The organism is Actinokineospora terrae (assembly GCF_900111175.1).
In the GTDB taxonomy this organism is placed as follows: Bacteria; Actinomycetota; Actinomycetes; order Mycobacteriales; family Pseudonocardiaceae; genus Actinokineospora; species Actinokineospora terrae.
The window spans coordinates 44,704-65,516 of record NZ_FOGI01000015.1 but is presented as its reverse complement, the minus strand read 5'-3'; the positions used below and the strand labels follow the sequence as shown (position 1 = coordinate 65,516).

Here is a 20,813-nt window from a genome sequence, read left to right as displayed (position 1 = left end):
CACCGACCGCCCCTCCCCCCGTGTACCGCCTCTTGCGGGAGGCCGGTCGAACTGCGCCAACCGGCTCAGGTGGTGGTTTCGCGGGCGTAGAGGCGCTTGGACCAGCGGTAGCTACGCTGCGAGGACTTGGGTTGGCAAAGCCTCCGTTCGCATGACCGCATCGTTGATAGCAGCGGGCAACTGATTGCCGTATCCGCGCAAGCCGTGCCTGCATGCCTTGTCGACAGCCCAATCCACTCAGACCAGGCGTTGCCATCCATCTGACCAGGGGTCGACAGTCGATGCAGGTGCGGCGCTGACACGCGGGAGCATCGCGGTCGAAAAGTTCCCAGTCGGTGCGGGGCCCGGATTTGTCAAGAACGAGACGGGGCAGTGCGATCCGGACGAGATGGAGTTGCCCGATGTGGTTCAAGGTTGGTGGCCTTGCGCTTCCGGACAGAAGAGGGACAGTCTTGATGAACATGGTGGGAGGCGAGGAGCCATACCATCGCTCACGGCAGAATAGTCCGAGCTGACCCCTAGTCCGGTGGAGGGACGTTTGGCCGAATCCCCACAGTCGGGCATGCGGTTCACCGTCGGGAACACCAACGCTCCGACTGTCCAGGCCGCGAACGTGTTCGGTGGCATCCAGGTCGGCTCACAGGGGCCAGCGGACTCCCGCTACTCCGAGCTCGTGCGCGAGTTGGCACCACGGGACAGCCTCCATGGACGACAGGGCGAGATCGCCGACCTGACCACCTTCTGCCTCGCGGATGACGTCGAGTCGCCCTACCAGATCTGGCAAGGTCCCGCGTGGGCGGGCAAGACGGCTCTCCTGTCCTGGTTCGTGCTGAATCCACCTCCGGGTGTCCGGATTGTTTCGTTCTTCGTCACCAGCAGGTACGCGGGTCACGATAACCGGGACGGTTTCCTGCAAGTGGTACTCGAGCAGTTGGCGACGGTTCTGGATAGGCCACTGCCGCCGATTTCCTGGCCGCATACATTACAAGCCGACTTTCGGGGGATGCTCTCGGACGCGGCGCGCGAGCTTGCCAAGGTGGGTACCAGGCTGGTCCTCGTGGTGGATGGTCTCGATGAGGATCAAGGGGCCACTACCGACCCCGGTGCGCACAGCATCGCGGCTTTGCTGCCCGGCGAACCGTCCGACGGTCTTCGCGTGGTGGTTTCCACCAGACCAAACCCGTCCCCGCCGCGAGACGTACCCGACCACCACCCGTTGGTTTCCGCCAGCCGCCGCGTGGTCCTGTTGGCCCCGTCCCCAGAGGCTCAGGTGATCCGAGTCGATATGGAACGGGAGGTGGAGCGCCTGGTCGACGGATCGGCCAGGGAACGTGAGCTACTGAGTCTGCTCACGGTCGCGCGCACCGGCCTCACCGTCTCCGACCTGGTCGAGCTGACCGGGTGGCTGCGCCGGGCAACGACGCGGCTGCTCAATAGCGTCACCGGCCGCACCTTCATGCCCCGGTCCACGCGCGCCAACGGTGAGACCGCCTTCGTGCTCGGGCACAAGGACCTGCAGGACACCGCAGAGGGCTTCCTGGACCCCACGGTCACGGTCGACGTCGTCGAACGATTCCACCAGTGGGCGAACAGGTATCGAGTCGCCCAGTGGCCGGACAACACCCCCCACTACCTCATGGATGGCTACGCCGGGTTGCTGCAGCGTACCAACGACATCGATCGACTCGTCGCATTGGCTACGGACCGCGCACGCCACGAATGGATGAGCTTGATAGGGGCCGCCACCTTAGCGCTCACCGAGGTTATCCAGGTCCAGAACGTTCTCGGTCCCACCGGCGACGACCTGGTTCGGATGGCGAGGCTGTCGCTGCACGCGGAGTACCTGGCGGAGCGGTGGCCGAGATTTCCGCCGGAGTTGCCCGGGCTGTGGGTAGCCGCCGGGCACCGCGATCGCGCTGAAGCGTTGATGGTCAGCTTCGCCACCGTGCGCGACCAGGCGGAAGCGTTGCTCGGAATGATCGGTGTCGACCTCGAGGAGTCGACCGTCACCGAGGTGATCTCCTTGTGCGCCCGGTCACTGAGCCCGTTCGACCAAGCTGAGGTGTTGTCCACGTTGGGCGAGGTATTGGTACGCACCGGACAGGTCCGCCGAGCCGCTGAGGCGATTGCCGGGATCGATCAGGCAGCCCTTCGCCTACCCGCTGTCCTGGCGGTGCTCCGGCACGTCGTTCTCAGCGGAGACAAGGAACTCATGGACTACCTGGTGGAACTGGCGGGACCCGACGACGGTCGCACGGCGGCGGAGGCGGTGGTCGTGGGCGCCGAGGACCCACACCTGGCTGTATCGATGTGTGACGGCATCGAGTCGGACTTTCTGCACGCCACGGCACTGGTCTCCGTGGCGGGGGTGCTGGCGATGTCCGAGGCCCGTCACCAGGTGCTCGGTGTCGTGGTGGGAGCGCTTCGTGTGGTGGCGAACCACCAGTCTCCCGAGGTCACCGCGGAGGTGGTGCTCCGAGCAATCGAGGTGGTGCAGAAGGTCGAATCTCGCGCCATAGTCGGACATCTGATCAATACACTGCTCGACCACCTTGATAGCACCCGCGCTCGACCAATGCGCGCCGCCACAATCGTGCGCCTCCTGGACACCGTCATCGAGCCGTTGACCGATGGCGAACTGGCTCGAGTGCAGGTGCTGATCGCCGACATCAAGGCGGCGGGAACACCGGACAAGGAGTTCGTCCGCCTTGTCGCACAGCTCCAGTCCGTCGAGGCAGCACTCGCCACAGTGAGTTCGATGAGCTCCCCCTGGGACCGGATCGACGGCTTGCTCGCCGTCGCGCGGCAGTGCTGTCGATCGAGTGACTTGGAGCGGGCTGTCCACCTTCTCGACACAGTCCAACGCGAAGTTCTGGCCGCAGCCGAGCCAGTGCAGTGGTCGGGCGTTCTCACCTCCGTGTTGGAAGCCATTGCCGCGCAGTCCATGCCGACAGCGGACGACCGCGTGGTGCACGACGAACACGAGCCCCAGGAGCCGATGCCGTGGCTCGTCCAGGTCATTTCCTCCGGTCTACGGGACGGGAACCTGGGAGCCGTCGAGGCCGCGCTGTGGGAACTGGTCCCACTGGCGCGGTTCCTGGGTCGCCGATTGGTGCAGCTGGCGGAGGACCTTGCCGACTTCGGCCAATATCAATGGATAGACAGGCTTGTCGCGGACATCCCACCCGAAGAGGCAGCGCGCGTCCGGGTGGCTATCCTCTACCGGTTGGTCGAAAAAGGAGACCACGACGGGTATGCCCATCAGTTCTTGGCCGACACCTACACGCTCTGCGTCGGGAAGGATGGGGATCGCGAGTTCAGCATCGTGAACGACGGGGTCATCGCCGATGTCGCCATTGCGGCATCCGAGATCTCGGTGCCCACGGCGTTGCGGTTCGCGTCGCGGTTGCGCGCCACCGCCACGCACGTTGATGTCATCCTGCAGATCGTCACCAACATCGTAGACCGCCTGCGCGACATCGACCTGGCCGACCTGCAAGCGGAGGTCGAGCAGTTGATATGTCGAGCAGGCACCGGCGACAACGTGCTGCTCTTGCGGGTCCACCTGCATTGCTTGATCGGCGAAGCCGGTGCGGGCGAGCGCATGGCAGACCTGATCGAATCCAGCACGATCCAGGCGAAGGCGATGGTCGCACTCATGCAGGCCGCGCACCGGGTCGGTGACGTGGGCCGCGCGAACCACCTGTTCGAGCGCGTCAAGACCATCTCCTACCTGATGTCCCGACCAGCTAGTCGTGACCAGGTCTCGGTCATGCTCGCGATCGGCGCCCACGAGATCGGCTGGGTAGACCGGGCTGTAGCACTGGTGACCGCGATTGATCACATCCAGTGCCGTGTTGAAGCATTGGTGGCTCTCATCCAAAGAACACCCTGGTCTCAGCGCACGGAGTTGCTCATGCAAGCCCTGCGCTGCGGTCGCCTCGGGTTGGTGATGCCTGTGTTGGTCGAGCACCCCGAAGTCGTCGCCGCACTCGTGCAAGAGGCGGAGAAGCTCAGCTAGGACCTCGTCGACGGTCGGTACAGCTGGTGATCGCATGACGCCGCCCGGACCGTGTGGGTACGGGCCGGGCGACAGATCAAGGGCTCATAGACCGGGAGCTGGTCGACGGGTGAGTGGTGCTGATCGGCTCAGGTGGTGGTTTCGCGGGCGTAGAGGCGCTTGGACCAGAGGTAGCCGCCGAGGGCGATCAAGGCGCACCAGGTCAGGGCGATCCAGGCGTTGGGGCCGAGGGGCTTGGACATCAGGAGGGCGCGGAGGGTCTCGATGATGGGGGTGAAGGGCTGGTACTCGGCGAACCAGCGCAGGGCGGTCGGCATGGAGTCGGTGGGGACGAAGCCGCTGCCGAGGAAGGGAAGCAGCACTAGGGGCATCGGGAGGTTGCTGGCGGTCTCGACGCTCTTGCTCACCTGGCCTAGGGCGACGGCGAGCCAGACCAGGGCGAAGGTGACGGCGGCGAGGAAGCCCGCCACTGCCAGCCAGCCGCCGAGGCCCGCGGTGGGGCGGAAGCCGACCAGCAGGGCGACCGCGGTGACGACGGTCAGGCTGATCGCGGCCTGGACCATGCTGCCCAGGACGTGGCCGGTCAGCACTGACACGCGGGCGATGTGCATGGTGCGGAAGCGGGCGATGATGCCCTCGGCCATGTCCATGGCGATCGAGATGGCGGTGCCCTGGATGGTGGCGGTGACGGTCATCAGGATGATCGCGGGGGCCACGTAGTTGGCGTACTCGGCGCGCCCGCCCGAGCCGCCCAAGCCCGCTCCTAACGTCCCGCCGAGCACGTAGACGAACAGCAGCAGGAAGACCACGGGCATCGCGATGAGCGTGACGGTCATCGACGGGTACCGCACCATCCGCTTGAGGTTGCGGCGAAGCATGGTCGCGGAGTCGCGCAGCGGGTGGAAGCGCAGCGCCTGGCTGGGGGTGGTCACTGTGCGGCCACCTTCCTGGTGTCGGTGAGGGCGAGGAAGACGTCGTCGAGGTCGGGGGTGTGCACGGACAGCTCGTCGACCTCGATGGCGCGGTCGTCGAGCAGGCTGATCAGGGTCTTGAGCGAGCGCAGGCTGCCGTCGCTGGGCACCCGCAGCGCGAGCGTGTCGTTCTCCCGGGAGGCCTGGCCCAGCACGCGCTGGGCGGCGTCGAGACCGTCCGTGTCGGCGAACCGCAGCCGGACATGTCCGCCGGGGATGCGGCGCTTGAGCTCCTCCGCGGTCCCCTCGGCGACGATCCGGCCCTTGTCCAGGACCGCGATCCGGTCGGCCAGTTCGTCGGCCTCCTCCAGGTACTGCGTGGTGAGGAAGATGGTGACGCCGCCTGCCACCAGGTCGCGGACGATCTGCCACATGTCCCGGCGGCTGCGCGGGTCCAGGCCGGTGGTCGGCTCGTCGAGGAAGATCACCCGCGGGCTGCCGACCAGGGTCATCGCCAGGTCGAGACGCCGCCGCATGCCCCCGGAGTACGTCGAGACGGGCTTGTCGGCGGCGTCGGCGAGGTCGAACTGGTCGAGCAGGCCGGTGGCGCGCCGCTTGCCGTCGGCTCGCGTGAGGTGGTGCAGGTCGGCCATCAGCCGCAGGTTGTCGCGTCCGGTGAGCAGGTTGTCCACTGCGGAGAACTGGCCGGTGACACCGATCGCGGCGCGCACGGCGTCCGCTTCGCGCACCACGTCGTGCCCGGCGACGCGGACATCACCGGCGTCGGGACCGATCAAAGTGGACAGGATCTTGACCGTGGTGGTCTTGCCCGCGCCGTTCGCGCCGAGCAGGGAGAACACCGTCCCTTGTGGAACGGTCAGGTCGATGCCGTCGAGCACGACGTGGTCGCCGAAGGACTTGCGCAGGCCGGTCGCCGCGATCGCGGGCCGGGAGTGGGTGGTCATGGTCGGACTCCTCAGGGTCAGGAACGGCGGATGGTGATGGCGCCGAACGAGGTGTGCGCGTGCACCTCGGCGGTCTCGTCGGACTCCTCGGGCCGGGTGGCGTCGGTGAGCAGGTTGCGCACCTGGCCGAACCCGGTGCTCACGTCGAGCCAGGCGGCGGTGCCCTCGGCGATGCCGATCTCCAGGTCGCCCATCGCGGTGCCCAGCTCGATCGAGCCGCGGGCGATCCGGCCGACCCGGATGGCGCCGAGCGACGACTTCGCCTCGACCCCGGCGCCCGCCTGCTCGACGGTGATGTCGCCGTTGGCCGAGCGCACCCGCACGTCGCCGGTGACCGTGCCGACCTCAGTGCCGCCGTTGGAGTTCTTCACCACCAGCGAGCCGTCGACGGTGCCCAGGTGGACCCGTCCGCTGCCGGTGTGGACCTCGGCGTCGCCCGCGATGCCCTCGGCGGTGATGTGACCGGCGGAGGTGTCGACGCGCAGGGGTCCGGTGCGCTCGAGTTGGACGTTGCCCATCGAGGTCTTGTAGCGGAACTCGCCGAGCACGCCGGTGGTGGTCAGGTCGCCCATCCGGACGTCGCCGGAGAGCCGGGACCCGGTGGGGACCTCGATGGTCACGTCGACCGACCTGGTCTTGCGGGAGAAGTCGAAGACGCGGGCCTTCGGGCCGACGACCTGGAGCACGCCGTTGGCGTACTCGACGCGGACCCGCTCGGCGGCCTGCACGTCGGACTCCTCCGCCGGGTCGGTCGGGCGGACGTCGACCGTGGTGTCGACGCGGTCGCCTGCGGTGATCCGGACGGTGCCGGTGCCGAGCTCGAGGGTGATGGCGATGGGCTCGGGAGTGTCGAATTTTGGCATGGCTGTCCCCTAGTCAGGTGTCGGTGGTGCGTTACCGCAGGTCAGTGCGGGTGAGTGGGAGAGCGGTGGTGTCAGCGGACCCAGCCGGTGATGCGCTGCTGGGTGCGCTTGCCGGTGCGGGGCTCCGGTCGCTGGTCGGAGCGCTGCAGGGCGGTCGAGGCGGCGCGGACCAGCCAGGCGTTGACCGAGCGGCCCTCCTTGGCCGCCGCTTCCTCGACGGCGGTCTTGAGCTGCTCGGGCAGGCGCACGTTGATCCGCGAGCTCGGGCCGTCCTCGGCGATCAGCGGACCGTCCGCCGGGTCGTCCTCGGTCGTGTCCTGCGTCGGACCGACCGGTGGCGCGGTCACGACGAAGTTCGGGTCGCGGCCGCGCAGGCGCAGCTCCACGGAGCCGGGTGCGAGGTCGCGGGTGATCTCGTCCGTGGCCGCCGAGAGCGCGTCGAGCAGCGTCATCCTGATCGCCGACTCCAGCGCCCCGGTCAGCTGCTCGACCAGCGCGCGGGCCTCGTCGCCGCCCGCTTCGGCGAGGGTGGCGAACTCACGGCCGAGGTTGCTCACGTACGGGGTCAGGTCCATGGCACCACTGTGGCACACGCGTGGCACCAATGCAAGCCACCGTGGCTCATGGCTGGTGTCCCCGGGCTGGCGAACGGGCCACTCCAGGGCGCCCGGGCGGGGTGAACGCGTGGTATGTCGACCTCTCGGCGGCACGGACCGGCATGTGGCGGCGCCGCGTCGTGTTACGCGTACCGGGCCGTAATCACCGTGGTGGTCCAGTCCTTTAGGGGTCAGCGGCAGCGGTGGGCCTTTTGCTTTGCAGGCAACGGTTTGAGCGGTCGCGGTGTGCGACGGCATTGCGCCGTCAGGGGTGTCCGGCCGCCGATGGCGTGAGTCGGATGGGCGCTATGGAAGTGGTCCCCGACTGATGCAGGCTCGGTGCCCGGACCACCCCGAGGCCGGGTGGTCGGTGACCCAGGCACAGGAGGAAGTGTTGTCAGCACAACGGATCGGGCGTCGGCGTGGCGGGTTCTTATGGCGGGCGGTGGGAACCGCGGCCGTCGTGACGGCGGCGTTGGCCGTCGGGCCGGTGAGCGCGGACGCGGCCGAGGCCACCGTGGCCCGTGCCGCGGAGGCGGTGCCGGACCAGTACGTGGTCGTGCTCAAGGACACCGGGGCCGTGTCCGCCGCGCAGACCGCGTCGAGCCTCGCCGCCCGCTACGGCGGTAGCGTCACCCAGACCTGGCAGCACGCGCTGCGCGGGTTCGCCGTCACCACCAACGCGACGAGCGCGCGCAGGCTGGCGGCCGACCCGGCCGTGGCGTCGGTGAGTGAGAACGGTGTGGTCCGGGCGTCCGACATCCAGCCGAACCCGCCGTCGTGGGGGCTGGACCGGATCGACCAGCGCGACCTGCCGCTGTCCGGCACCTACGAGTACACCGGCACCGGCGCGGGGGTGACCGCGTACGTCCTCGACACCGGCATCCGCACCACACACACGACCTTCGGCGGCCGCGCGAGCTGGGGCTTCAACGCGGTCGACACCAACAACACCGACTGCAACGGGCACGGCACGCACGTCGCGGGCACCATCGGCGGTGCCCAGTACGGCGTGGCCAAGGGGGTTCGGCTGGTCGCGGTCAAGGTCCTCAACTGCGCGGGCTCCGGCTCCTACGCGGCCATCATCAGCGGCGTCGACTGGGTCACCGCGAACGCCACGCGCCCCGCCGTGGCGAACATGAGCCTGGGTGGCACCGCGTCGGCGGCCAGCGTGCCGCTGGAGAACGCGATCCGGAACTCGATCAACTCCGGCATCACCTACGCGGTCGCCTCCGGCAACTCCGCCGCCGACGCCTGCGGCTTCAGCCCGGCCCGGGTCGCCGAGGCGATCACCGTCAACGCCTCCGACGCCGCCGACCGGCGCGCGAGCTTCTCCAACTTCGGCACCTGCACCGACATCTACGCACCCGGCGCGGGCATCACCTCGTCCTGGTACACCTCGGACACCGACGCGACCTCCCTCGACGGCACCTCGATGGCGTCACCGCACGTCGCGGGGGCCGCGGCCCTGTACGTGGCGGCCAACCCCGGCGCCACCCCGGCCGCCGTGCAGGCCGGTCTCATCGCCGCTTCCACCCCGGAGAAGGTCACTGACGGCGGTGCGGTCTCCGGGCTGCTCTACACCGGCACCGCGCCGCCCACGGCCACGATCAAGTCCCTCGGCCGCTACTGGAACGGCAAGGACCACGTCACCGCCACCACCGCCCAGGGCGCGGGCTACCGCTACGAAGGCCCCCTCGGCGGCGTCTACGTCGCCCCCCAGCCCGGCACGCACGCGCTGTACCGCTGCCAGGTCAACTGGAGCTACATCGACTACTTCACCTCCCTCGACCCCCTCTGCGAAGGTCGCGGCCGCCTCGGCGTCCTGGGCTACGTCCACTCGGTGCCCACCGGCACCTTCACCATCGGCCTCTACCGCTGCCTGGTCCGCGCCAACGGCGACCACATGGAGTCCAACCAGAGCAACTGCGAGGGCCAGACCTCGGAGGGCCTGCTCGGTTACACCAGTTCCTGACCTGTGACCCGTGCGCGCGCCCTCCACCAAGGGCGCGCGCACGGCCTCAGTGGACTCGTGCCGCGGAGTCGTGCGGTGTCGGTGGTGGTGGGTAGCGTTCGGGGCGTGGACGTTGAGGGACGCATTCGGGAGCTCGCCGACCAGGTCGTGGTGCTGCGGGACGCCTACTACCGGGGGTCGCCGCTGGTGGCCGACGCCGAGTACGACGGCATCGAGGACGAGCTGCGCGGGCTGATCGAGGCCAACCCAGAGCTGGCGCCGGACCCGAACCCGCTGGACCAGGTGGGCGCGCCCGCGGTGCTGCACGCGCCGGTACGGCACTCGCGGCCGATGCTGTCGCTGGAGAAGGCGACCAAGGCCGAGCAGGTCGCGGCGTTCTTCGCGCGGTTCCCCGGTCAGCCGGTGGTCGTGATGCCGAAGCTGGACGGGTTGTCGCTGGCGTTGGTCTACCGCGACGGCGGGCTGCTGCGGGCGGTCACCCGGGGTGACGGCACGACCGGCGACGACGTGACGCAGCTGGTCAGGGCGCTGGTCGGCGGGGTGCCGTCGCGGATCGACGCGCCCGGGGTGGTGGAGGTGCGCGGCGAGGCGGTGATGCTGCGATCGACGTTCACCGCCTACAACGCCGCGCACCCGGACAAGCCGCTGATCAACCCGCGCAACGCCGCCGCGGGCACCCTGCGGGCGAAGGACCCGGCCACGGTCGCCGGTCGGAACCTGACCTTCTTCGCGTTCGACCTGGACGCCTCCGCCGCCGAAGCGGACTTGGAGCTGGGCCTGACCACGCTCGGGTTCGCCGCGGCCGACATGCGGCACTGCCACGAGGCCGAGGCCGCGCAGGCGGTGATCACCGAGATCGAGCAGCACCGCAACGACCTGGACTACGACCTCGACGGTGCGGTCCTGCGGCTCGCCGACCGTGGGGCGTATGCCGCTGCCGGCACGCGGTCGAACTCGCCGCGAGGGGCTTTGGCCTTCAAGTTCGCCGCCGAGGAGAAGTCCACTGTGCTCTCCGACGTGCTGTGGGACGTGGGCAAGACGGGCAAGATCGCTCCGGTCGCCCAGCTGGAACCGGTGTTCGTGGGTGGCACGACGGTCACCCGCGCGACGCTGGCGAACCAGGAGGTGATCAAGGCGCGCGGCATCCGCATCGGCGACACGGTGCTGGTCCGCCGGGCCGGGGACGTGATCCCGTTCGTCGCCGGGGTGCTCGACGAGTCCAAGCGCACGGGCGCGGAGCGGGAGATCGTGCCGCCGTCGGAGTGTCCGTCGTGCGGGCAGGGGTTGATCGAGCAGGGCAACAGCCGGGAACTGTTCTGCACCAACGTCGCCTGCCCGGCCCAGACCGTCCGCAGGCTCGTGCACTGGGCGTCCCGGGCGGCGGCGGACATCGAGGCCGTCGGTCCGGTGTGGATCGAGCGACTCGCCGAGGCCGGGATCCTGGAACACCCGTCTGACTTCTACACCCTCACCAAGGACCAACTCCTGGAGTTCGACCGCGTCGGCGAGGTCTCCGCCACCCGCATGATCGACTCCATCGCCGCCAGCCGCCCGGTCGGCCTCCGCCGAGCCCTCATCGGCCTGGCCATCCCCATGGCATCCGAGGGCACCGCGACCCGCCTCTGCCGCGCAGGCTTCGGCTCCCTGGAAGAAGTCGCCGACGCCGATGTGGAGCGCCTGGTCTCCGTCGAGGACATCGGCCCACGCGTAGCCGCCTCCCTCACCGAGCACCTGCGACGACTCCGCCCCGAACTCGACCGCCTCCGCGCCCTGGGCGTATCCCTGGACGTCCGCGACGAGGATCTGCCCCCTGTCATCTCCTCGGATGCCCCGCTGGCGGGCAAGACGGTGGTCGTGACAGGCGCCATCAACGACCCCCGCACCGGCGAGAAAGTGCCCCGGCCGACATTCCAGCGCCTGTGCGAGAAGGCAGGCGCCACCACGGCGTCCTCTGTGTCCGCCAGCACCGACATGCTGATCACGGGCGCGGACGTGGGCGCGAGCAAGCTGACCAAGGCGGAGAAACACGAAGTGGCGGTAGTGGACCAGAGCGAGATCTGGCAACTACTCATCACCGCCGGGATCGTCTAGCCTGAAGCGTTGGTCCGTCCTATGGCTACCACAGTGAGTAAGCGATCCTGATCGCCTTGTTGTCCTCGGTGACCGCCGTCACTTGGAGGCGCGCTGTGGCTCCTTCTTTCGTGCTGACGCAGTACCAAGAACCTGGGGGCCCGACAGGAACCTTGGTGGTGGTGCCGGTTGCGGGCTTGATTGTCACGACGTCCAAGCACTGCTGGTAGGTAGGCTTGCCATTCCATGGCACGGCGTACGCTCGAACCTGGAAGTTCTGGTAATCCTTCTCCTGGTAGGGAAACTGGATATCCCAGCTGTACTCCAACGATCTGGATTCCAGCATTCCCGTCTCCGCCTCTTCGAGGTCGGCGATATGGTTCGAGTTCCCGCCAACGTTGATGATCGCGGGACGGCGCGGCGCCGGTTCGGGTTCCGGTAGAGGCGGCACGGATGTACCCGGTCCAGTGCTGGGAGGTTTTGTGGGCAGTGTCGCGGAAGGGGGAAGATCATCCGACGGCGGGGGAGGTTGCGGTGAGGCAGGAGGGGGAGGCAAGGACCCGGGCGGCACGACACTGGTGGTGATGATGTCAGGCGGAGTCGACGTCGGCGGCGCCACCGATGGTCCTTGCGTCGCAGCTTGCATGTTGGTAGCTGGCCAGATCTCATTCCTGTGGGTGTAGAGCACCCAGCCTGTGTCGCCAACCAGGATGGCCAATGAAACCAGAAGAACAACCAGGTTCTTGCGAACCCTTCTCGGGTTGGGTTTCACCAGCGCGACCAGTGCGCTAATGAAGCCGAACAAGCCAAAGAAGGCGATGGTCAACGGATCACGGGCGATCGCCGCTGCCACATACGCGAGGGTGTCGGCTCCTGCGCCGTACGACGAAGCGTAGTCCTGCTCCTGTTTGCGCGGGCGGCTCAATTCTTTTGACCCCTATCCCGTTGGCGGCGAACCAGTTGATAGCACGCAACCATGGCGCGATGGCCCCACAATGGCAAACACCACTCAGTTGGACCAGTGGAGACCCATTTGGCCGAGGATTGACCTGGGCGTGGTTGTCGACGGCGCAGCGGTGCCGTCCGAGACAGTCAGCGCATGAGTAGTTCCACGGATACCCAGGCAGGGGCGCCCATGCAAGGGTGACCGCGTGAACGGGACTGGGGAGTCTGCCAAGCGGTCGCTGGCGCAGGTCGGATTGGCGGGGCTGGCGGGTGCCTTCCTGGCGCCGCTGGCCGTCAGCTTCGGGGTTATCGCGATGTTCGGTGGCGGCTCCGCGGTGCTCGTCCTAGCCCCCGTGCTGTTCGTGGTGGTCCTGATGGCCGTGGCCCGGGTGGCGCCCGAGGCATCGTGGCTGCCAGCCAGCCGGGGTGGACGGTTTGTGTGGGCTGCGCTCGTCGGCGGTGTCGGGTTCGGGCTTTGGCTGCTCGCTTGGGATATCACCGACGAGGCGCGGTTGCGCGTCAGTCAGTCTCAGCCGTTGTGGTTGTTGCTTGGCGCGGTTCCGTTTGCGCTGGTGGCGGGGGTGCTGTTGCGGCGCTGGTACTTGTCGCTCGGGTCGTTGGTGGTGTTCGTGGCGGGCAGTCTGGTGTTGCTGCACGCGCTCGCCGGGGCCGTGCCCTCCGATGTGGACCAACGGCTCGCCGCGGCGCAACTGGACCGGGCGTCGCTCATGGTGACCACAGTCCCAGGCTACGAACCGATGCCCCAGCAGAGGACCTGGCACCTCTCGTCGAGGTCGGGCTCCAGCTACATCGCCGTCGGCCCGCCGCTGGGAACGACGCCGGGGCAGTGCACCTACGGGGCGCTGACCTGTGAGACCGAGTCACCCGCGCTCCGTTATGAGGTCTTCGACGACACCCAGCAGTACATCCGGGTCATCGGTGCCCAGGAGATCCGCATCAGCGCCTCCAGCACCGTGGACCGCGACACCCTCCGCACCGCCGCCCAGTCGACCCGTCCCGCCACCGACGACGAGATCCGACTCATGCTGCCACTCCCCCGCCCCACGCGGGACCGCTCGGTGATGGCCTCGGTGCGCGAGCTGGCGGTCGAGCTGTTCGGCCGCTAGACCAAGCCGCGGCGGTTGGCCTGGATGCCTGCTTGGAAGCGGGTGGCGGCGCCGAGTTCGTCGAGGAGTTCGGTCATCCGGCGGGTCATCGTGCGCTGGGTGATGTCGAGCGAGCGCATGATCGCGGCGTCCTTCATGCCGGAGGCGAGCAGGGCCAGCATCTCCTTGTCGCGGCGGGTGCCGCGCAGGGCGGTGCCGATGGGGGTGGCGCGGTCCCACAGCAGGTCGAAGCAGGCGACCAGCGCGGTCAGCAGCGGGGAGCGGTGCACGACGATGCGGGCGCCGGTGTCGGGTTCGTCGGAGCTCAGCGGCAGCAGGGCCACCCGGCGGTCGGCGATCATCATCTTCATCCGGACGTCGACCAGGGCGCGGGCCTGCTCGCCCGCCTCGGTGTAGGTGGCGACCTGGGCCAGCCGGGTCGGGTCGTCGAGCAGCGGCATGTGGTAGATCGAGCGGTAGGCGACGCCGCGCTGCAGCGCCTGGAGCTCGGTGACGTTGAACTCCGGGGTGCCGCCCAGGTACGGCGGGCAGTCGATGATCAGCACCTCCTCCTGCGCGGCGAGCTGCAGCTGCGCGATGTGGTGGCGCACGGCCGATCCGCCCTCGATCAGCTCGATCAGGTCGGCCGCGTGCCCCCGAGGCGCCTCTTCGTATGCGGCCGCCAGATCCCGGGCTGTCGCCCGCAGCCGGTCCAGTTCCTCAGCCCTGCGCAACGCCAACGCGTCGATAGCCACCTGCGGCGGCGCAGGCACGTACCGCACCGGCCGCACCGCCAGCTTCGCCACCAACCCGGCCGCGACCAGGTTCCCGATCGCCTTCCCCAACCGACTCCCGGACACGTCGAGGTCAGCGGCGAGCTCACTGGCATCAGCCCTCGGCGACCGGAGAAGCCGCAGGTAGACCGCCCCTTCGACCCGCCCGAGCCCAATCGGCTCCAAGAACCCGACGTCGAACGCATCCATCACGGCAGTGTAGGCGAATGGCCACCTCTGGCCCGTGGCCACCTGTCAGCCAAGCAGCCGCAGGAGGTCGTGGGCGGGGTCGAAGCGGACGAGCCCCATGGCGGCCAGGTCCAGCAGCCAGTCGCGCATGGGCCAGTAGCCGTGGCGGCGGTGGAAGGTGGTGGCGTTGCGCACGATCTCGGGGGCGCGGTCGGGGTCGAGCCGAGTCGGTGGGTGGTGTTGGTGGTATGCCTCTGCGCCGCCCACCCAGTGGAGGGTGGCGCCCGCGGCACGGCTGGTGAGGGCGAAGTCGGTGTCCTCGGCGCCGTAGCCGGAGTAGGCCTCGTGGAAGCCGCCGAGGTGGGCCCAGGTCTCGGCCGTGGTGGCGAACGAGAGCGACCAGAACAGCTCGAACCGGTCCTCGGCGACGACATCACCGGGGGCGGGTGCGGGGCGGGCCGGGTGTGGTGGTGCCAACGCGTCGAGGCCGTCGAGGGGATAGCCACCCTGGGGTGGGGGCGGTAAGTAGGCGACGGGACCGCAGAGCAACGCGGGCGCCGGAACACCAGCGGCGGTGTACCGCGACACCAACTGCGGGCCGGGGACGCAGTCGACGTCGAGGAAGATCAGCAGGTCCGCGCCCGCGTCGATGGCCGCGGCGGCGCCTGCGTTGCGGGCTCGGGCCAGGGGCAGGCCACCCTCTCCCCCGGAGACCGACACCGACCGCACCGGCACAGCGCCCGCCACGGCCCGGAGTTCCGGTGTGTCATCCATCCCGACGATCACGTGCAGCTCCGGTGGATCGGTGGCCAGGCCGAGGCGTTGCCGGTGCAGGTGGTCGTCACGTCGGTGGGTGATCGTCACCACCGCCGTCCGCAGGGCGTTCACGCGGCCAACGCGTCAAGCTCGGCAGCGGCCCGCACGGCGCCGTCACCCGCGGACCACCGCGCCCATCCCGCCCCTCCGCGATCGCGTGCGCGCTGCAACAGATCAGGCCACCGGTCGCCAGCGGGCCAGCAGGGCACCACCACCGCCACGTGGTCACGCAGCAAGGCGGCCCCCGTCGCCCGCTGCTCCCCGAATGGCCGCTCCTGCGGGATCACCACTGCCGCCCGTCGAGCCGCCGCGACCTCGGCGACGGCGTTCTGCCCGCCATGGGTGACCACCACCTCGGCGCCGCACAGCGCCTCCCACGGATCGTCGACCCACCCCGCCCACCGCAGGTTCGGCCGTTCGTCGACCGGCTGCGCACCCGCCACGGTCCACGCCCAGTCAGGCGTCGCCGCCGCGGCCGCGTCCAGACCCGCAGGCACGACATCAAGCCCGCCGGAACCCCACAACGCCAACACCCGGCCGGTGACTCCAGGGGAAGGCCGCCTGCCGTCGAACCGCGACAACCCGCCCAGGTGGATGGTCTTGGCCAACCACTCGGACGGCCAGTCCGGCTGCGGCCGCCGCGGCCAGGGGGCGAGCAGTCTGGTGGCCAGGTCGTAGGCGAGCCGGTGCGGCCGATCGGTGCGATCACCGGGCTGGGCCATGACCACCGTGGGAACACCGTGCAGCCTGGCGAGCAGCGCGATCTCCACGGAGACGTCGCTGACCAACACCCGCACATCCCCTGAGCCGAGCACCCCGCTCACAGCCGCCATGCGTTCCCGCAGTCCGCGATGGTGGCGGGGTACCCAGTGCAAGGTCCCGTGCGCGGTGACGTCATCGGCCACGCCATCCGCGTCGTCGGCGAGCTGGACCCACCGTCCCGGCCAGTCGACCGGGCGGGGTGCGCTGGACAGCCCGATCACCGGGTACCGCAGCGCGGCGGCGATGGCGCGAGCGCGGTGCAGGTGCCCCGAGCCGTGGTGGTGGACGTAGTAGGCGATCACGACGCCAGGTCCCAGTAAAGCCGTTCGTAGCCGTCGACCATCGCGGTCAGCGAGCACGTCCGCTCAGCGTGCGCCCGGACGCGGCGCCGGTCCAACCCGGACGCCGCGGTGATCGCGGCAGCGAGTCCGGCGACGTCCCCTGGCTCGGCGAGCACCCCGGTGTGCTCGTCGAGCAGTTCCGGCAGGGCGCCGCGTGCGTACCCGGCGACCGGCGTCCCACAGGCCAGGGCCTCGGCGACGACCAGCCCGAAGGGCTCGTCCCAGCACGGTGAGATGACCGCGACCGCCGCGGATCCGACGAGACGGGCCAGTTCGGCGTGGTCGAGGTGTCCCACGTACTCGACGCCGTCGCCGAGCAGGGGCTCCACCCGCTCCCGGAAGTAGCGCAGGTCGGGCAGCGGTCCCGCCAGCCGCAGGCCGCTACCCGACCGGCGAGCGGCGTGGATGGCATCCTCGGGGCCCTTCTCCGATACGACCCTGCCGGACCAGACCGGCACTCCCCCGCCGGGGCCGGGTGACCACATGTCCAGGTCGACGCCGTTGTGGATCACCGTGGCCGACGGGACGCTCGAGCGCCACCGGTCGGCGGTGTGCGCGCTCACGGCGGCGAAGTGCCCCGCGGTGCCCAGGGCGATGGCCGACTCGAGCCAGGGTGTCGGCGGGGTGTGCAGCGTGGTCAGCACCGGTGCGGGCAGGTTCGCGGCCATCGCGACGGGCAGGTAGTGCAGCGAGTTGTTGTGGACGACGTCGTAGCCGCGGTCCCTGGCCAGGTCGAGCATCAACCCCAGGTAGGCGTGGTGTTCGGCCATGAAGTGCCCCGGCGGCATGCTGCTGTCACCGCGTGCGTGCTCGGACAACGCGGGACGGGTGTCGAGCACCCGGACATCGAGCGCGGGATCGGAACCCGGCCCGCCGAAGACCTCCACAGCGTGGCCGCGGGCACGCAAGTGGTGGGCGAGTTGCCAGGTGTGCGCCTCGAGCCCACCCGGGAACGGCTGGCGGATCGGGTACCTGGCCGAGGCGATGAGGGCGATCCGCACGCGGGGTTCCCGCGTGGGCGGACGCAGCGGTCTGGCCATGGCATCTCCCGAGGACTGCGGCGGCAGGCGCCAGTAGGTGGGTCGGCACCGCCACGACGGGGCGGGGACTGGGGGCCGGATACCCGGTGCTCCCCGACCCAACCCACCGGCGGGGACCGGGAGATCCTTGTCCCGGCGGCGTTTACCGGCAGTGGCCCTCGGGCATCCACGGCCGTGCTCGCCGCGCGTCCACTGCGTATAGCCTCCGTGCCCAGCGGGCACGTCTACGTCCGGCACCTGTCGCCGCCGGAGGGAGACAGCCGTGTTGTGCGCCTCCCCGACGCGGTCGTGCCCGGCGCGCCCCCCGGGCAGTGGTGGCCCCCGCCGATGCTGGACCCCGAGTGGGTTGTCGAGCACGCCGCGGAGTTCGACGTGCTCCACGTCCACTTCGGATTCGACGACCGCACGCCGTCGCACCTGCGGGCGCTTGTCGACAGCCTGCGCGCCGCAGGGCGGCCGTTGGTGCTGACCGTCCACGACCTGCGCAACCCGCACCACCTCGATCCGGCCCAGCACGCCGCGGCACTGGACGTCCTGGTCCCGGCCGCGAGCAGGGTGATCACGTTGACCACCGGCGCCGCCGCCGAAATCGCCCGTCGCTGGGGCAGGACGGCCGCGGTCGTGCCGCACCCGAATGTGGTCGACCCGACCCGTGCGGCCCTACCGCGTCCCGGGCACGAGGGGTTCGTCGTCGGTGTGCACGTCAAGAGCAAGCGGGCCAACAGCGATCCCGAGGCGGTCGCCCGCGCGCTGGCAGAGGTAGTGGCCTCCCTGCCCGGCGTCCGGTTGCGGGTCGACGCGCACGACGACGACGGCGGGCGGGCCGTGGCCGCCCGGCTCGACGACCTCGATGTCCGGGTTCACCGGCCGTTCTCCGACGACGAGTTGTGGGACTACCTCTCCGGGCTGGACGTGTCGGTGCTGCCTTACCGGTTCGGAACGCACTCGGGCTGGCTGGAGGCCTGTAGCGACCTGGGCACGACCGTGGTGGCACCGGACTGCGGCTACTACGCCGAACAGTCACCCTGTCTGCTCTACCGCCACGATGAGTCCGAATTGGACACAGCTTCGCTGACGGCCGCGGTGCGCACGGCCTACGAGCAACGGCCGTTCTGGCAGGCTGATCCCTCGTACCGGGCCGTTCAACGCCGCGAGATCGCCGACGCGCACGCCCACATCTACGCCCTCGCCGTGGCATGAGAGTGAGCATCCACGCTCCTGGTCCCGAGGGCCACGGAGTCGTCCGGCACGCGGCCCTGGTCGCCGATCTCGTGCGGGGACGGGGAATTCGGACTGATGCGACCGATGTCGACCTCGCGCACGCCCAGTTCACCGACTCGCTCCACGGCGCCGGCATCGCCCAGGCCACCACGGTGTTCCTGGACTGGGCCACCACCGCGCCACGGCCCTTGGTCGTCACCCTCCACGACGTGCCCGGTGGCGATCCCGGCGACGAGCGGGATCGCGCGCGGACACACGGATACCGGCGGGTGGCGGCGGTGTGCGACGCGGTGGTGGTCTCCTCCCGACACGAGGCGGTGAAGGCACGCGGCTTCACCGACCGGCCGGTGCACGTGATCGACCTGCCGCTCACGCCGATGCCCGATCCCGGCCCCCGCCCGTGGTGGGCGGACCGGCCTGTGTTGGGCGTGCTGGGGTTCATCTACCCCGGCAAGGGGCACGCCGAGGCGGTTGCCGCGGCCGCGCGCAGTCCTCTCAAGCCACGCGTGGTGGCGGCGGGCGCGGTGAGCCCCGGGCACGCCGGACTCGTCCGGTCGTTGGGGGACCAGGCGCGTGCCCACGGCGTGGACCTGGTCATCACCGGCCCGCTGTCCGACGCGGCGATGGCGGCCGCCGCCATGGCCATCACCGTGCCCTTGGCGCTCAACCACCGGGTCAGCGCCAGCGGTACCCTGCTCACCTGGTGGCAGGCACGCCGCCGTCCCCTCGCCACGCCAGGCGAGTACGCCAGGGAACTGCACCAACGCCACCCGCACGGGCTCACGCTCTGCGCCGATGAGTCCGAACTGGACACCGCCGTCGCCGGGGCGTTGCGGCGCTCCGAGTCCACCTGGCTGGACCAGGTACCCGCCTGGCCCGACGCCGGAGCGGCGCACGCCCGGCTTTACCACTCGTTGTGCGCGGTCCCGGCATGCTGACCGACGCGTACGTCCCGCACAACCGCTGGGACCTGCTCGACCTGCGAACCCCGGCCGCGCCAACGGTCAGCGTGGTCGTCGCGCACTACGAACAGCACGACCAGCTGGCACGGGTCCTCGCCGCGCTGCGGAACCAGACCGCACCACCGCTGGAGGTGATCGTCGCCGACGACGGGTCCGCGGTCGTCCCGGTGTGCCCGGGCGCGTCGGTGCTGACCCAGCCGAACCGCGGTTTCCGGGCGGCGGCCGCGCGGAACAGGGGTGCGGCGGCGGCCCGCGGCGAGGTGCTGGTGTTCCTCGACGCCGACACGGTGCCCGGTCCCGGGTTCCTCGCCGCCATCACCCGGCGGGTCGCCCGGTGCCCTGACGTGCTGGCCGTGGGACGTCGCGAGCACGCCGACCTCAGCGCCCTTCGCCCCGGCGACGACCCGGCCACCGCCCCCGCCCTCACCGCGCCCACCTGGCTGGACGAGGGCTACCGCGCCACCGCCGACCTGCTGCACGCCGATGGCCGCAGCTTCCGGTACGTCATCAGCGCCGTCCTGGCCTATCGCGCGAGCCTGCACATCGACCTGGGCGGGTTCGACGAACGGTTCACCGACTACGGCGGCGAGGACTGGGACCTGGCTTACCGCGCCTGGAACAACGGGGCCGTGCTCGTGCACGAGGCCGACGCCGTCGCCTGGCACGACGGGCCGTCGTGGGAAGGACGCGGGACCGAGGGCGACCTCGACGCCCAGACCGCCCGCCTCGCCGCCCTCATCCCGGAACCCACCACACGGGGCGCTCCCCTGCCCGCCGCCCTCCCCGACGTCCTGGTCGACGTCGCACCGGGAGCCGACGTCATCCGCACGACCCACTCGGTGCTGCGCCAGGACTTCCGCGACCTGCGGGTCAGACTCCCCCACGCCCACCCGCTGTACGCGGGCACGGCCGACGACACCCCGTGGTCGTGGGACCAACGGCTCCGCGCCCGAGCCCACCTCACCGTTGACCACCCGCTTCCCCCGACCGCGCTCACGACCGCCATGAGCACGCTGATCACCAACGACCTGGCCGAGGTCGCCATCACCACCGGCGGCCGGTACGCGGGAGTGCTGCGCAGCACCCGCGCCCTCGGCCGGGCCCGCCGGTGGGTCGGCAGGCTCTCCGAGGACGAGGCGGCGTGCGGCTTCGGCGGCACCGGAGTCGAGGTCGGAGCGGGACCGGCGCCGCAGGACACGCTGGAGGGGTACTTCCAGCGACGGTGATCAGCGGGTGGTGACCGAAGGGAGGTGGGCG

The 20,813-nt window shown here is 70.0% G+C and carries 16 protein-coding genes; 7 read left to right on the top strand and 9 right to left on the bottom strand.

Going from position 1 to position 20,813, the window contains the following annotated elements; translation table 11 throughout:
• Positions 1–562 precede the first annotated feature (562 nt).
• A complete protein-coding gene (locus BMY07_RS29075; RefSeq protein ID WP_092785708.1) occupies positions 563–4,021 on the top strand; it encodes a P-loop NTPase family protein in 3,459 nt (1,152 codons plus the stop codon).
• A gap of 128 nt (positions 4,022–4,149) precedes the next feature.
• On the opposite strand, the gene BMY07_RS29070 is transcribed toward BMY07_RS29075, so the two are convergent.
• The 4 genes from BMY07_RS29070 to BMY07_RS29055 all read right to left on the bottom strand — a co-directional run bounded on the left by BMY07_RS29070 (position 4,150) and on the right by BMY07_RS29055 (position 7,335).
• Positions 4,150–4,899 (bottom strand): ABC transporter permease, encoded by a 750-nt coding sequence (locus BMY07_RS29070; RefSeq protein ID WP_092785919.1) that lies wholly within the window; start codon positions 4,897–4,899, stop codon positions 4,150–4,152.
• Positions 4,900–4,949: 50 nt separating this feature from the next.
• Complete coding sequence (locus tag BMY07_RS29065) at positions 4,950–5,897, bottom strand: ATP-binding cassette domain-containing protein (protein ID WP_092785706.1); 948 nt, start codon at positions 5,895–5,897, stop codon at positions 4,950–4,952.
• A gap of 17 nt (positions 5,898–5,914) precedes the next feature.
• The gene (locus BMY07_RS29060; protein ID WP_092785704.1) at positions 5,915–6,760 is read right to left on the bottom strand and encodes a DUF4097 family beta strand repeat-containing protein; all 846 of its coding nucleotides are present in this window, start codon (positions 6,758–6,760) and stop codon (positions 5,915–5,917) included.
• 71 nt (positions 6,761–6,831) lie between these two features.
• Positions 6,832–7,335: a YlcI/YnfO family protein gene (locus BMY07_RS29055; protein WP_092785702.1), complete on the bottom strand. Its 504-nt coding sequence runs from the start codon at positions 7,333–7,335 to the stop codon at positions 6,832–6,834.
• 466 nt (positions 7,336–7,801) lie between these two features.
• On the opposite strand from BMY07_RS29055, the gene BMY07_RS29050 reads away from it, so the two are divergent.
• The gene (locus BMY07_RS29050; protein WP_245782725.1) at positions 7,802–9,331 is read left to right on the top strand and encodes a S8 family peptidase; all 1,530 of its coding nucleotides are present in this window, start codon (positions 7,802–7,804) and stop codon (positions 9,329–9,331) included.
• Between the two features lie 105 nt (positions 9,332–9,436).
• On the top strand, positions 9,437–11,422 hold the full coding sequence (ligA, locus tag BMY07_RS29045) for an NAD-dependent DNA ligase LigA (protein WP_092785917.1): 1,986 nt from the start codon (positions 9,437–9,439) through the stop codon (positions 11,420–11,422).
• Positions 11,423–11,447: 25 nt separating this feature from the next.
• Here the strand turns inward: ligA and BMY07_RS33925 are convergent, their stop codons facing one another.
• Complete coding sequence (locus BMY07_RS33925) at positions 11,448–12,254, bottom strand: hypothetical protein (RefSeq protein WP_143073693.1); 807 nt, start codon at positions 12,252–12,254, stop codon at positions 11,448–11,450.
• A 298-nt stretch (positions 12,255–12,552) separates the two neighbouring features.
• Between BMY07_RS33925 and BMY07_RS29035 the strand changes: the two genes are divergently transcribed.
• Positions 12,553–13,473, top strand: coding sequence for a hypothetical protein (locus BMY07_RS29035; RefSeq protein ID WP_092785696.1), 921 nt, complete (start codon positions 12,553–12,555; stop codon positions 13,471–13,473).
• On the opposite strand, the gene BMY07_RS29030 is transcribed toward BMY07_RS29035, so the two are convergent.
• Genes BMY07_RS29030 through BMY07_RS29015 form a run of 4 tightly spaced genes read right to left on the bottom strand, consistent with a single transcriptional unit; the run spans position 13,470 to position 17,373 of the window.
• Positions 13,470–14,435 carry a helix-turn-helix domain-containing protein gene (locus BMY07_RS29030; protein ID WP_092785694.1) on the bottom strand — a complete coding sequence of 322 codons (966 nt, stop codon included), beginning with the start codon at positions 14,433–14,435 and terminating at the stop codon, positions 13,470–13,472. The genes BMY07_RS29035 and BMY07_RS29030 overlap by 4 nt on opposite strands.
• Positions 14,436–14,480: 45 nt before the next feature.
• Positions 14,481–15,302 carry a glycosyltransferase family 2 protein gene (locus BMY07_RS29025; protein WP_218150820.1) on the bottom strand — a complete coding sequence of 274 codons (822 nt, stop codon included), beginning with the start codon at positions 15,300–15,302 and terminating at the stop codon, positions 14,481–14,483.
• Positions 15,299–16,294, bottom strand: a complete 996-nt coding sequence (locus tag BMY07_RS29020; RefSeq protein ID WP_143073692.1) for a glycosyltransferase — start codon at positions 16,292–16,294, stop codon at positions 15,299–15,301. The genes BMY07_RS29025 and BMY07_RS29020 overlap by 4 nt, the downstream gene beginning before the upstream one ends.
• The gene (locus BMY07_RS29015) at positions 16,291–17,373 is read right to left on the bottom strand and encodes a glycosyltransferase (protein ID WP_092785691.1); all 1,083 of its coding nucleotides are present in this window, start codon (positions 17,371–17,373) and stop codon (positions 16,291–16,293) included. Before BMY07_RS29015 ends, BMY07_RS29020 begins: the two co-directional genes overlap by 4 nt.
• 267 nt (positions 17,374–17,640) lie before the next feature.
• Between BMY07_RS29015 and BMY07_RS29010 the strand changes: the two genes are divergently transcribed.
• The 3 genes from BMY07_RS29010 to BMY07_RS29000 are packed head-to-tail and all read left to right on the top strand — an operon-like array spanning position 17,641 to position 20,782.
• Positions 17,641–18,573, top strand: coding sequence for a glycosyltransferase family protein (locus BMY07_RS29010; protein ID WP_245782724.1), 933 nt, complete (start codon positions 17,641–17,643; stop codon positions 18,571–18,573).
• Positions 18,570–19,532, top strand: coding sequence for a glycosyltransferase family protein (locus BMY07_RS29005; RefSeq protein WP_143073691.1), 963 nt, complete (start codon positions 18,570–18,572; stop codon positions 19,530–19,532). Before BMY07_RS29010 ends, BMY07_RS29005 begins: the two co-directional genes overlap by 4 nt.
• Positions 19,526–20,782: a glycosyltransferase family 2 protein gene (locus BMY07_RS29000; protein ID WP_143073690.1), complete on the top strand. Its 1,257-nt coding sequence runs from the start codon at positions 19,526–19,528 to the stop codon at positions 20,780–20,782. The genes BMY07_RS29005 and BMY07_RS29000 overlap by 7 nt, the downstream gene beginning before the upstream one ends.
• Positions 20,783–20,813 lie beyond the last annotated feature (31 nt).